We start from the raw sequence: 12,900 nt of genomic DNA on the forward strand, positions 1-12,900 counted from the left end.
AATTGAAAAAAGAGGTATGTGAAATGTCACGTAAACCATTTATCGCTGGTAACTGGAAAATGAACAAAAATCCAGAAGAAGCTAAAGCATTTGTTGAAGCAGTTGCATCAAAACTTCCTTCATCAGATCTTGTTGAAGCAGGTATCGCTGCTCCAGCTCTTGATTTGACAACTGTTCTTGCTGCTGCAAAAGGTTCAAACCTTAAAGTTGCTGCTCAAAACTGCTACTTTGAAAATGCAGGTGCTTTCACTGGTGAAACTAGCCCACAAGTTTTGAAAGAAATCGGTACTGACTACGTTGTTATCGGTCACTCAGAGCGCCGTGACTACTTCCATGAAACTGACGAAGATATTAACAAAAAAGCTAAAGCAATCTTTGCAAATGGTATGCTTCCAATCATCTGTTGTGGTGAATCACTCGAAACTTACGAAGCTGGTAAAGCAGCTGAATTCGTAGGTGCTCAAGTATCTGCTGCATTGGCTGGTTTGACTGCTGAACAAGTTGCGGCATCAGTTATCGCTTATGAGCCAATCTGGGCTATCGGTACTGGTAAATCAGCTTCACAAGACGATGCACAAAAAATGTGTAAAGTTGTTCGTGACGTTGTAGCTGCTGACTTTGGTCAAGAAGTTGCAGACAAAGTTCGTGTTCAATACGGTGGTTCTGTTAAACCTGAGAATGTTGCTTCATACATGGCTTGCCCAGACGTTGACGGTGCCCTTGTAGGTGGTGCGTCACTTGAAGCTGAAAGCTTCTTGGCATTGCTTGACTTTGTAAAATAATTAGTAAGTAGCAAAAGCTAGGTGGAACAGCATTGAGATGTCTGTTCCATTTTTTATAGGAGAGGAAAGATTGAAAACAAAGATTGGAAAAATTGGATTAGCAAGTATCTGCTTACTAGGCTTGGCAACTAGCTAGGTCGCTGCAAATGAAACTGAAGTAGCAAAAACTTCGTAGGATACAACGATAGTTTCAAGTAGTTCAGAGCAAAATCAGTCTTCTAATAAAACTCAAACGAGCGAAGGAGTAAAGGCCAATGCTTCTGCCCACTGGGAGGGGGATTATTATGTAAATGCTGATGGTTCCAAAACAAAGAGTGAGTGGATTTTCGATACTAGCTACAATAGCTGGTTCTATATAAAAGCAGACGGTTGTTATGCAGAAAATGAAACAGATGCCAATCAGACTATTGAACTCTTGAAAAAATACAATATGAACTTGTCGTATCCTATCTACTATGATGTTGAGAACTGGGAATATGTCAATAAAACAAAGAGAGCTCCAAGTGATACTGGAACTTGGGTCAAGATTATCAATAAGTATATGGCAACAATGAAGCAGGCTGGTTACCAAAATGTGAAAGTTTATAGCTATCGTCAACTCTTGCAAACTCGTTTGAATCATCCAGATATTTTACAACATGTCAACTGGGTTGCAGCTTATACTGATGCACTTGATTGGACAAATCCTCACTATTCAGGAGAAAAAGGATGGCAATATACTTCATCTGAATACTTAAAAGGAATTCGTGGACGTGTCAATGTCAGCGTTTGGTATTAAGATATAAAGTTGAGAAAGGAGTGTGCAAGAAATTTGCATCCTCTTTTTCTTTACTTTACTGAAGCAAAGGGGTATGAAATTTATACTCTTCGAAAATCTCTTTAAACTACGTCAGCTTTATCTGCAACCTCAAAGCTGTGCTTTGAGCAACCTGCGGCTAGCTTTCTAGTTTGATCTTCATTGAGTATTAATCCAAAAATCTCTAAATAATTCTTAAATTATCAGTCTATTGCAACTTTTCTCATGTGAGTCTTTTGGCTTGCTATTGGTTTCTCTTAGTAGTATACTAAGGTAGTAATCATTAAGAAGTGGTTACAAAAAATAATGAATGAGGTAAAAACAATGGTAGAATTGAAAAAAGAAGCAGTAAAAGACGTAACATCATTAACAAAAGTAGCACCAGTAGCATTGGCAAAAACAAAGGAAGTCTTGAACCAAGCTGTTGCTGATTTGTACGTAGCCCACGTTGCTTTGCATCAAGTACACTGGTACATGCGTGGTCGTGGGTTCCTTGTATGGCATCCAAAAATGGATGAGTACATGGATGCTCTTGATGGTCAATTGGATGAAATCAGCGAACGCTTGATTACACTTGGAGGAAGCCCATTCTCTACGTTGACAGAATTCCTTCAAAATAGTGAAATCGAAGAAGAAGCTGGTGAATACCGTAATGTTGAAGAAAGCTTGGAACGTGTCCTTGCTATCTACCGTTACTTGTCAGAACTCTTCCAAAAAGGTTTGGATGTCACTGATGAAGAAGGTGACGATGTGACAAATGGTATCTTTGCAGATGCTAAAACTGAAACAGACAAAACAATCTGGATGCTTGCAGCAGAACTTGGACAAGCACCTGGTTTGTAAGAAACAATAGTAACATATATAAATCTGTAGGAAATTTCTTACAGATTTTTTCTATTCTGTAAGCTATTCCAAACCAGTCTTTTTTTGAGTTTTTTGATAAAATAGTACTATCAGTGAAAAGGATGGAAGCATGACTAAGAAAATCGTAGCTATTTGGGCCCAGGATGAAGAGGGTGTGATTGGTAAGGACAATCGTCTGCCTTGGCATTTGCCGGCAGAATTGCAACACTTTAAAGAAACAACTCTGAATCATGCTATCTTGATGGGGCGTGTGACCTTTGATGGGATGGGGCGTCGCTTGCTTCCAAAACGGGAGACCTTGATTTTGACACGTAACCCAGAAGAAAAGATAGATGGAGTTGCTACTTTTCAGGATATCCAGTCTGTCTTGGACTGGTATCAGGCTCAAGAAAAGAATCTCTATATTCTCGGTGGGAAGCAGATTTTTCAGGCTTTTGAGCCCTACCTTGACGAAGTGATTGTGACTCACATTCATGCTCGGGTGGAGGGAGATACCTATTTCCCTGAGGAGTTTGACTTGTCTCTTTTTGAGACAGTTTCAAGCAAATCCTATACCAAAGATGAGAAAAATCCTTATGATTTTACCATCCAATACCGCAAGAGAAAGGAAGTCTAATGGAACGTAGTATATTTGGTTTTTTACAGCCATGCTGTGTTTGGTCTGCTTGCTTGCTGGAGCACAGGCTTTTCGTAAAAAGCGCTATGGACTTTCTGTCCTGCTCTGGTTAAATGCCTTTACCAATTTGGTCAATAGTATCCATGCTTTTTACATGACCTTATTTTAGATAGAATGACAGTATAAAAAGAATAGAACGGAAGGAAATCATGCCTACAACTAGGAATAATGATATGATGGTTTATTGCTCATTTTGTGGCAAAAGCCAAGAAGAAGTACAAAAAATAATCGCAGGTAACAACGCCTTTATCTGTAATGAATGTGTGGAGTTAGCCCAGGAAATCATTAGGGAGGAGTTGGCGGAAGAAGTCTTGGCAGACTTGTCTGAGGTACCAAAACCAATTGAACTTCTCCATATCTTGAATCACTATGTAATCGGTCAAGATCGTGCCAAGCGTGCCTTGGCAGTGGCGGTTTACAATCACTACAAACGTATCAATTTCCACGATACGCGTGAAGAGTCAGAAGATGTGGATTTGCAGAAATCAAACATCTTGATGATTGGTCCAACTGGCTCAGGGAAAACTTTCTTGGCCCAGACCTTGGCTAAAAGCTTGAATGTGCCTTTTGCGATTGCTGATGCGACAGCTCTTACGGAGGCTGGTTATGTGGGTGAGGACGTGGAAAATATCCTCCTCAAACTCTTGCAGGCTGCTGACTTTAACATTGAACGTACAGAGCGTGGCATTATCTATGTGGATGAAATTGACAAGATTGCCAAGAAGAGCGAGAACGTGTCTATCACACGTGATGTTTCTGGTGAAGGGGTGCAACAAGCCCTTCTCAAGATTATTGAGGGAACAGTTGCAAGCGTGCCGCCTCAAGGTGGACGAAAACATCCGCAACAAGAGATGATTCAAGTGGATACCAAAAATATCCTCTTCATCGTGGGTGGTGCTTTTGATGGTATTGAAGAAATTGTCAAACAACGTCTGGGTGAAAAAGTCATCGGATTTGGTCAAAATAATAAAGCGATTGATGAAAATAGCTCTTACATGCAAGAAATCATCGCAGAAGATATTCAAAAATTTGGTATTATCCCTGAGTTGATTGGACGTTTGCCTGTCTTTGCTGCTCTTGAACAATTGACAGTAGATGATTTGGTGCGTATTTTGAAAGAGCCAAGAAATGCCTTGGTCAAACAATACCAAACCTTGCTGTCTTATGATGATGTTGAGTTGGAATTTGACGACGAAGCTCTTCAAGAGATTGCCAATAAGGCCATCGAACGCAAAACGGGTGCGCGTGGTCTTCGCTCGATTATTGAAGAAACCATGTTAGATGTCATGTTTGAAGTACCGAGTCAGGAAAATGTTAAATTGGTCCGCATCACAAAAGAAGCTGTCGATGGAACGGATAAACCAATCCTAGAAACAGCCTAGAGGTGACTATGGAACTTAATACACACAATGCAGAAATCTTGCTCAGTGCGGCGAATAAATCCCACTATCCGCAGGATGAACTGCCAGAGATTGCCCTAGCAGGGCGTTCAAATGTTGGTAAATCTAGCTTTATCAATACCATGCTGAACCGCAAGAATCTAGCTCGAACATCAGGGAAACCTGGTAAAACCCAGCTTCTCAACTTCTTTAACATTGATGACAAAATGCGCTTTGTGGATGTGCCTGGTTATGGCTATGCCCGCGTTTCCAAGAAGGAACGTGAAAAGTGGGGGCGCATGATTGAGGAGTACTTAACGACTCGGGAAAATCTCCGTGCAGTGGTTAGTCTAGTTGACCTCCGTCATGACCCGTCAGCAGATGATGTGCAGATGTACGAATTTCTCAAGTATTACGAGATTCCGGTTATTATCGTTGCGACCAAGGCGGACAAGATTCCTCGTGGTAAATGGAACAAGCACGAATCAGCAATCAAAAAGAAATTAAATTTTGACCCAAGTGATGATTTCATCCTCTTTTCATCTGTCAGCAAGGCAGGGATGGATGAGGCTTGGGATGCAATCTTAGAAAAATTGTGAGGAAAAGAAAATGGCAAAAACAATTCATACAGACAAAGCCCCAAAGGCTATCGGACCATATGTTCAAGGAAAAATCGTTGGCAACCTTTTGTTTGCTAGTGGTCAAGTTCCTCTCTCTCCTGAAACTGGGGAAATCGTTGGAGAAACAATCCAAGAACAGACAGAACAAGTCTTGAAAAACATTGGTGCTATTTTGGCAGAGGCAGGAACTGACTTTGACCATGTTGTCAAAACAACTTGTTTCTTGAGCGATATGAACGACTTTGTTCCTTTTAATGAGGTTTACCAAACGGCCTTTAAAGAGGAATTTCCAGCTCGTTCAGCTGTGGAGGTAGCTCGTCTTCCTCGTGATGTAAAAGTCGAAATCGAAGTCATCGCAGAGATTGGATAAGCTAGTTGAAGTTTGGTTCTGCCAAACTTCTTTTGATATAAGGAGAAAAAGATGACAAAGAAACAACTTCATTTGGTGATTGTGACAGGAATGAGTGGTGCAGGGAAAACAGTTGCCATTCAGTCCTTCGAAGATTTGGGTTATTTTACTATTGATAATATGCCGCCAGCTCTCTTGCCTAAGTTTTTGCAGTTGGTGGAAACAAAGGAAGACGACCATAAGTTGGCCTTGGTAGTAGATATGCGTAGCCGTTCTTTCTTCTCAGAGATTCAAGCTGTTTTGGATGAGTTGGAAAACAAGGAAGAACTGGACTTTAAAATTCTCTTTTTGGATGCAGCTGATAAGGAATTGGTCGCTCGTTACAAGGAAACCAGACGGAGTCACCCATTAGCAGCAGATGGACGGATTTTGGATGGAATCAAGCTGGAACGTGAACTCTTGGCGCCTTTGAAAAATATGAGCCAAAATGTGGTGGATACGACTGAACTCACTCCACGTGAGCTACGTAAAACCCTTGCAGAGCAGTTTTCAGATCAAGAACAAGCCCAGTCTTTCCGTATCGAAGTCATGTCTTTTGGCTTTAAATATGGAATCCCGATTGATGCGGACTTGGTCTTTGATGTCCGTTTTTTACCAAATCCCTACTACCTTCCAGAACTGCGAAACCAAACGGGTGTAGATGAACCAGTTTATGACTATGTCATGAATCACCCTGAGTCAGAAGACTTCTATCAACATTTGTTGGCCTTGATTGAGCCGATTTTGCCAAGTTACCAAAAGGAAGGTAAGTCCGTTTTGACCATTGCCATGGGTTGTACGGGTGGGCAACACCGTAGTGTGGCCTTTGCTAAACGCTTGGCGCAGGACTTATCCAAGAATTGGCCTGTTAATGAAGGGCATCGCGACAAAGACCGAAGAAAGGAAACGGTAAACCGTTCATGAGAAAACCAAAGATAACGGTGATTGGTGGAGGGACTGGGATCCCCGTCATTCTTAAAAGTCTGCGTGAAAAAGATGTGGAAATCGCAGCTATCGTAACGGTGGCGGATGACGGTGGTTCATCAGGTGAACTCCGAAAAAATATGCAGCAGTTGACACCACCAGGTGATCTTCGCAATGTCCTTGTGGCTATGTCGGATATGCCTAAGTTTTATGAGAAAGTCTTTCAGTACCGCTTTTCTGAGGATGCCGGAGCCTTTGCTGGCCATCCGCTGGGAAATCTCATTATCGCTGGCCTGTCAGAAATGCAGGGTTCGACCTACAATGCCATGCAGTTACTGAGCAAATTTTTCCATACAACAGGGAAAATTTATCCTTCCAGCGATCATCCTTTGACCCTTCATGCAGTCTTTCAGGATGGGACAGAAGTGGCTGGAGAGAGTCATATTGCATCCCATCCAGGTATGATTGACCATGTCTATGTGACCAATACCCTCAACGATGATACGCCTCTGGCTAGCCGTCGAGTAGTGCAGACCATTCTTGAAAGTGACATGATTGTCCTTGGACCTGGTTCCCTCTTTACCTCTATTTTACCTAATATCGTGATTAAGGAAATCGGGCAGGCGCTTTTGGAAACCAAGGCAGAAATCGCCTATGTCTGCAATATTATGACCCAACGTGGGGAGACAGAACACTTTACAGATAGTGATCACGTGGAAGTCTTGCATCGTCATCTTGGCCGACCTTTTATCGATACTGTCTTAGTGAATATTGAAAAAGTGCCTCAGGAATACATGAATTCCAACCGTTTTGATGAATATTTGGTGCAGGTGGAACATGACTTTGCTGGTCTTTGTAAGCAAGTTCCACGCGTGATTTCATCTAACTTCCTTCGCCTGGAAAATGGGGGTGCCTTCCACGATGGGGATTTGCTTGTGGACGAATTGATGCGTATTATACAGGTGAGAAAATGAGTTTCACAGTAGCAGTCAAAGAAGAAATCCTAGGTCAGCACCATCTAAGCCGACATGAATTATCTGCCATTATCAAGATGTCTGGCAGTATCGGTCTTTCGACTTCAGGCTTGACCTTGTCTGTCGTGACAGAAAATGCCAAGCTGGCTCGTCACCTCTATGAGTCCTTTCTCCATTTCTACAAAATCAAATCGGAAATTCGCCATCACCAGAGGAGCAATCTTCGCAAGAATCGGGTCTATACCGTTTTTACAGATGAAAAAGTGCAGGACTTGTTGAGTGATTTGCACTTGGCAGACTCTTTCTTTGGCCTGGAAACAGGTATAGACGAGGAGATTTTATCAGACGAGGAAGCTGGCCGTGCCTATCTCTGTGGAGCTTTCTTGGCAAATGGCAGCATTCGTGACCCTGAGTCAGGCAAGTACCAGTTGGAAATTAGTTCTGTTTATCTGGACCACGCGCAAGGGATTGCCTCTCTTCTCCAGCAGTTTTTGCTGGATGCCAAGGTTCTTGAGCGCAAAAAGGGGGCTGTGACCTATCTCCAGCGTGCCGAAGATATTATGGACTTCTTGATTGTCATCGGAGCCATGCAGGCGCGTGATGATTTTGAGCGGGTTAAGATTTTGCGAGAAACCCGTAATGATCTCAATCGGGCCAACAATGCCGAAACAGCCAATATCGCTCGGACAGTTTCTGCCAGCATGAAGACCATCAACAATATCAGTAAAATCAAAGATATCATGGGACTAGAGAATCTGCCAGTGGATTTGCAGGAGGTAGCGCAGTTGCGGATTCAGCATCCAGACTACTCTATCCAGCAGTTAGCAGATAGCCTCAGCACCCCTCTGACCAAAAGTGGTGTCAACCACAGACTTAGAAAAATCAATAAGATAGCGGAAGAATTATAAAACCACGAATCCTATGTGACTCGTGGTTCTTTTTTATAAACTAGTAGAGTGTTTTGGTTGTACTTTTTGTTCAGGATTGATGTAGTTGATAGCATTATTGACAGCGGTTGGAGCTTCTCCGAGGCCTGTCGCAATTAAGTCAATTTTTCCGTCATAGTAGCAGCAGTCACCGATAGCATAGATACCTGCTTGGCTGGATTCCTGTTTGCTGTTGACAATAATCTTGTGGCGGTTGAGATCTAGACCCCAGTTTTTAAGGTTACCGACAGAAGATTTGAAACCATAGTTGACAAAGAGGTGTTCTAGGTCAATCGTTTCTGTTTCATCAGATTTGACTTTTGTGATTTCAAGTTTATCGAGCCTTTTTCCATCTCCAAGGAGTTGGCTAGGAACGAATGGTGTCTTGATGGTCACTGATGATTCTTGCAAGGCTTGGACACTGTGTTCCAAGGCGCGGAAATTATCTCTGCGGTGAACAAGGGTAGTTGGTGCAATTTTTTCAAAAGCCAAAGCCCAATCCACAGCTGAGTCTCCTCCACCAAGAATCGTCACTTTCTTACCAGCGTATTGCTGGATGTTGGAAACGTGGTAGTGGATATTTTCATAGCTCTCAACGCCTTCTAGTTCCAGCGGACGTGGTTTGAAGGCACCGCCACCCATAGCAATGATAACAGTTTTAGACAGGTGACTTCCTTTAGAAGTTGTAATGGTAAAGCCCTCTTCTTGTTTTTCAATCTCAAGAACTGTTTCATTGAGGTGAATAGGGGTATCAAAGCTGTTTAGTTGTTCAATCAAGCGGTTGGTCAATTCTTCTCCAGTCAGGTTTGGGAAACCTGGAACGTCGAGGATTTCCTTTTCAGGATAGAGAATAGCAGGTTGTCCACCTAGTTGAGGAAGAGAGTCGATGATTTGGACCTTGGCTTGGCGTAGATGGGCATAGAAGGCTGCAAAAAGTCCGACAGGACCACCACCTACAATGGTAATATCATAGAGTTGAGACATGGTTTCTCCTTTGTTTTTTCTAGTCAGTTTATTTTATCATATTTTTTCTTTAATTTAAAATGAAGTAGGATAGGGAAAAAAATGCCAGAAAAATGGTATAATAGAAAGGAACGTGTTTGGACAGAGAGGAGACAGCAGATGAACTTTCAACAATTATCCAACCTGCAATATTGGACTAGCTTGTTTTCTAGTCCTTGGAGTATTGCCATCAATCTGTTTGATATTTTGATTGTGGCCTATATTTTATATCGTTTTACAAAAGCGATAGCTGGCACCAAGATTATGATTTTGGTACGGGGGGTCTTGATCTTTGTATTAGCCCAGGTCGTGGCCAATATTCTTGGTTTAACAACGATTTCTTGGTTGATTAATCAGATTATCACCTATGGGGTTATTGCTGCGGTTGTTATCTTCTCTCCAGAGATTCGGACTGGTTTAGAACGTTTGGGAAGGGCGACAGATTTCTTTTCCACTACTCAAATTAGTGCAGAAGAGCAAATGATTCGTGCCTTTGTCAAGTCAGTTGAATACATGAGTCCTCGTAAGATTGGTGCTCTGGTTGCTATTCAACGAGTTCGGACCTTGCAAGAATATATCGCGACAGGAATTCCCTTGGATGCCAAAATTTCAGCAGAACTCCTTATCAATATTTTTATTCCCAACACACCCCTACATGATGGTGCTGTGATTATCAGAGAAAATCGAATAGCAGTAACCTCTGCCTATCTGCCCTTGACAGAAAGTACAGGGATTTCCAAGGAATTTGGGACCAGACACCGGGCGGCTATTGGTTTATCAGAAGTATCCGATGCCTTGACTTTCATTGTCTCAGAGGAAACAGGTGGTATCTCTATTACTTACAATGGGGTCTTCAAGCATGATTTGACTCTTGAAGAATTTGAAGCAGAATTACGAGCACTTCTTTTGCCAACCGTTGAAGAAAAAGTCAGTTTCAAGGAACGTTTGCTAGGAGGTTGGAAATATGAGAAAAAATAGTCTATATATCATTTCATCTCTCTTTTTTGCTTGTGTCTTATTTGTCTATGCAACGTCAACCAACTTTCAAAATAGCAATACCGCAAGGCAGGTCAAATCGGAAACCTACACCAATACGATAACGAATGTTCCTATCGATATTCATTATGATAATAGTCAATACTTTATTAGTGGTTTTGCTTCAGAAGTTTCAGTTGTGCTGACAGGTGCCAATCGTGTGGCTTTGGCCAGCGAAATGCAGGAAAGTACTCGTAAGTTTAAGGTCACAGCGGATTTGACGGATGCCAGTGTTGGAACGATTGAAGTTTCCTTGAACATTGAAAATCTTCCAAGTGGATTGACCGCTGTGGCAACGCCTCAAAAGATCACAGTGAAAGTTGGGAAGAAGGTTAAAAGAGATGGGATGATTGTTGTGCCACAAGTTGACCAAAACCAGATTGATCCCAAGTTACAAATTGATAGTGTAACCGTGTCAAATGAACGAGTTTCGGTCACAACTGACCAAGAAACATTAGCTAAGATTGACAAAGTTATTGCGCTTTTACCAACCAGCGAACGGATTACAGGTAACTATAGTGGTTCAGTACCTTTGCAGGCAATCGACCGCAATGGGGTTGTCTTACCAGTAGTTATCACTCCGTTTGACACAACAATGAAGGTGACTACAAAACCAGTGACACCAAGTTCAAGCACATCAAATTCAACTACAAGCAGTTCGTCGGAGACATCCTCGTCAACGAAAGCAACTAGTTCAAAAACGAATTAAAAATAGGAAAAGGATTTTATAAAAATGGGTAAATATTTTGGGACTGATGGAGTCCGTGGAGAAGCTAACGTAGAACTAACGCCAGAATTGGCCTTTAAGCTAGGACGTTTTGGAGGTTATGTCCTTAGCCAACATGAAACGGAAGCACCGAAAGTTTTTGTGGGACGTGATACGCGTATTTCAGGGGAAATGCTAGAATCAGCCTTGGTGGCAGGTCTCCTTTCAGTAGGGATTCACGTGTATAAATTAGGCGTTCTGGCAACACCAGCAGTAGCTTACTTGGTCAAAACAGAGGGAGCCAGTGCAGGTGTCATGATTTCTGCTAGCCATAACCCAGCCCTTGATAATGGAATCAAGTTCTTTGGTGGGGATGGCTTCAAACTAGATGATGAAAAAGAAGCAGAAATTGAAGCTTTGCTAGATGCTGCGGAAGATACTCTTCCTCGTCCAAGTGCAGAAGGTTTGGGAACTTTGGTAGATTATCCAGAAGGTTTGCGTAAGTATGAAAGCTATCTGGTTTCAACTGGAACTCCCCTTGAAGGAATGAAGGTTGCCTTGGATACAGCAAACGGTGCAGCGTCTACCAGTGCCCGTCAAATCTTTGCAGACCTTGGAGCTCACTTGACTGTTATCGGAGAAACACCAGATGGTCTTAACATCAACCTTAATGTTGGTTCTACACACCCAGAAGCCCTTCAAAAAGTGGTCAAAGAAAGCGGGTCAGCTATCGGTTTGGCCTTTGACGGAGACAGTGACCGTTTGATTGCGGTTGATGAGAATGGCGACATCGTAGATGGTGACAAGATTATGTACATCATCGGGAAATACCTTTCTGAAAAAGGACAATTGGCTCAAAATACAATTGTGACAACTGTTATGTCTAACCTTGGTTTCCACAAGGCCTTGGATCGTGAAGGTATTAACAAGGCAGTCACTGCAGTTGGTGACCGCTACGTTGTTGAAGAAATGAGAAAATCAGGCTACAATCTTGGTGGTGAACAGTCTGGTCACGTCATCTTGATGGATTACAATACAACAGGTGATGGCCAATTATCTGCTGTTCAATTGACCAAAATCATGAAGGAAACTGGTAAGAGCTTGTCAGAGTTGGCAGCAGAAGTAACCATCTATCCACAAAAATTAGTCAATATCCGAGTGGAAAATGCCATGAAGGAAAAGGCTATGGAAGTGCCAGCTATCAAGACTATCATCGAGAAGATGGAAGAAGAGATGGCGGGGAACGGACGTATCCTTGTTCGCCCAAGTGGAACAGAACCCCTCTTGCGTGTTATGGCAGAAGCGCCTACAACAGAAGAAGTGGACTACTATGTTGATACCATCGCAGATGTGGTTCGAGCTGAAATCGGGATTGACTAAATCCTAGAAAACTAGATGAAAATAAAAAATTATGGTACAATAGCTTATAATATTGTAGCCGAGGGAGAAAGACATGAATCTTAAACGTGAACAAGAATTTGTTAGTCAGTATCATTTTGATGCGCGTAATTTTGAATGGGAAAATGAAAATGGAGCTCCTGAAACTAAGGTGGATGTGAACTTCCAATTGATTCAACATGACCAAGAAAATCAAGTGACTTCCTTGATTGTCATCTTGACCTTTATGATTGTATTTGATAAGTTTGTCATCAGTGGAACCATTTCACAAGTGAACCATATCGATGGCCGTATTGTTAACGAACCAAGTGAATTGAACCAAGAAGAAGTTGAAACCTTGGCTCGTCCATGTTTGAACATGCTCAACCGTTTGACTTACGAAGTAACTGAAATTGCATTAGACTTACCAGGAATCAATTTGGAGTTCTAA

General features: G+C 42.1%; 14 protein-coding genes and 1 pseudogene. 14 read left to right on the plus strand and 1 reads right to left on the minus strand.

Annotated features, from left to right (window positions below):
- The first annotated feature begins 23 nt into the window (after window positions 1–23).
- From tpiA to whiA, 10 genes and pseudogenes are all read left to right on the plus strand, one after another.
- On the plus strand, window positions 24–782 hold the full coding sequence (gene tpiA / locus HMPREF0851_RS12820; RefSeq protein WP_000087893.1) for a triose-phosphate isomerase: 759 nt from the start codon (window positions 24–26) through the stop codon (window positions 780–782).
- Window positions 783–1,155: 373 nt separating this feature from the next.
- Window positions 1,156–1,560, plus strand: a pseudogene (gene lytC / locus HMPREF0851_RS16795) (choline binding-anchored murein hydrolase LytC); the annotation flags it as partial.
- A 342-nt stretch (window positions 1,561–1,902) separates the two neighbouring features.
- Window positions 1,903–2,421 (plus strand): Dps family protein, encoded by a 519-nt coding sequence (locus HMPREF0851_RS12830; RefSeq protein ID WP_000229885.1) that lies wholly within the window; start codon window positions 1,903–1,905, stop codon window positions 2,419–2,421.
- 130 nt (window positions 2,422–2,551) lie between these two features.
- Entirely contained in the window at window positions 2,552–3,058 is a 507-nt protein-coding gene (locus tag HMPREF0851_RS12835; RefSeq protein ID WP_000162450.1) for a dihydrofolate reductase, read from the plus strand.
- Window positions 3,059–3,267: 209 nt separating this feature from the next.
- The gene (gene clpX, locus HMPREF0851_RS12845; RefSeq protein ID WP_009014398.1) at window positions 3,268–4,500 is read left to right on the plus strand and encodes an ATP-dependent Clp protease ATP-binding subunit ClpX; all 1,233 of its coding nucleotides are present in this window, start codon (window positions 3,268–3,270) and stop codon (window positions 4,498–4,500) included.
- An 8-nt stretch (window positions 4,501–4,508) separates the two neighbouring features.
- A complete protein-coding gene (yihA, locus tag HMPREF0851_RS12850) occupies window positions 4,509–5,096 on the plus strand; it encodes a ribosome biogenesis GTP-binding protein YihA/YsxC (RefSeq protein ID WP_000422605.1) in 588 nt (195 codons plus the stop codon).
- 10 nt (window positions 5,097–5,106) lie between these two features.
- A complete protein-coding gene (locus HMPREF0851_RS12855; protein WP_001140420.1) occupies window positions 5,107–5,487 on the plus strand; it encodes a RidA family protein in 381 nt (126 codons plus the stop codon).
- A 51-nt stretch (window positions 5,488–5,538) separates the two neighbouring features.
- Window positions 5,539–6,429, plus strand: a complete 891-nt coding sequence (gene rapZ, locus HMPREF0851_RS12860; RefSeq protein ID WP_000163055.1) for an RNase adapter RapZ — start codon at window positions 5,539–5,541, stop codon at window positions 6,427–6,429.
- Window positions 6,426–7,403: a YvcK family protein gene (locus HMPREF0851_RS12865; RefSeq protein ID WP_001231084.1), complete on the plus strand. Its 978-nt coding sequence runs from the start codon at window positions 6,426–6,428 to the stop codon at window positions 7,401–7,403. Before rapZ ends, HMPREF0851_RS12865 begins: the two co-directional genes overlap by 4 nt.
- Window positions 7,400–8,311: a DNA-binding protein WhiA gene (whiA, locus tag HMPREF0851_RS12870; RefSeq protein ID WP_000011294.1), complete on the plus strand. Its 912-nt coding sequence runs from the start codon at window positions 7,400–7,402 to the stop codon at window positions 8,309–8,311. The genes HMPREF0851_RS12865 and whiA overlap by 4 nt, the downstream gene beginning before the upstream one ends.
- A 33-nt stretch (window positions 8,312–8,344) precedes the next feature.
- On the opposite strand, the gene HMPREF0851_RS12875 is transcribed toward whiA, so the two are convergent.
- Entirely contained in the window at window positions 8,345–9,313 is a 969-nt protein-coding gene (locus HMPREF0851_RS12875; protein WP_000081022.1) for an NAD(P)/FAD-dependent oxidoreductase, read from the minus strand.
- Window positions 9,314–9,451: 138 nt separating this feature from the next.
- Between HMPREF0851_RS12875 and cdaA the strand changes: the two genes are divergently transcribed.
- The 4 genes from cdaA to HMPREF0851_RS12895 all read left to right on the plus strand — a co-directional run bounded on the left by cdaA (window position 9,452) and on the right by HMPREF0851_RS12895 (window position 12,900).
- Window positions 9,452–10,309 (plus strand): diadenylate cyclase CdaA, encoded by an 858-nt coding sequence (gene cdaA / locus HMPREF0851_RS12880; RefSeq protein ID WP_001011068.1) that lies wholly within the window; start codon window positions 9,452–9,454, stop codon window positions 10,307–10,309.
- The gene (locus HMPREF0851_RS12885) at window positions 10,296–11,075 is read left to right on the plus strand and encodes a YbbR-like domain-containing protein (RefSeq protein ID WP_001230942.1); all 780 of its coding nucleotides are present in this window, start codon (window positions 10,296–10,298) and stop codon (window positions 11,073–11,075) included. Before cdaA ends, HMPREF0851_RS12885 begins: the two co-directional genes overlap by 14 nt.
- 24 nt (window positions 11,076–11,099) lie before the next feature.
- Complete coding sequence (gene glmM, locus HMPREF0851_RS12890; protein WP_000521449.1) at window positions 11,100–12,452, plus strand: phosphoglucosamine mutase; 1,353 nt, start codon at window positions 11,100–11,102, stop codon at window positions 12,450–12,452.
- A 73-nt stretch (window positions 12,453–12,525) separates the two neighbouring features.
- On the plus strand, window positions 12,526–12,900 hold the full coding sequence (locus HMPREF0851_RS12895) for a DUF1149 family protein (RefSeq protein WP_001050080.1): 375 nt from the start codon (window positions 12,526–12,528) through the stop codon (window positions 12,898–12,900).

The sequence above is a fragment of the Streptococcus sp. M334 genome, from assembly GCF_000187745.1.
GTDB lineage: Bacteria > Bacillota > Bacilli > Lactobacillales > Streptococcaceae > Streptococcus.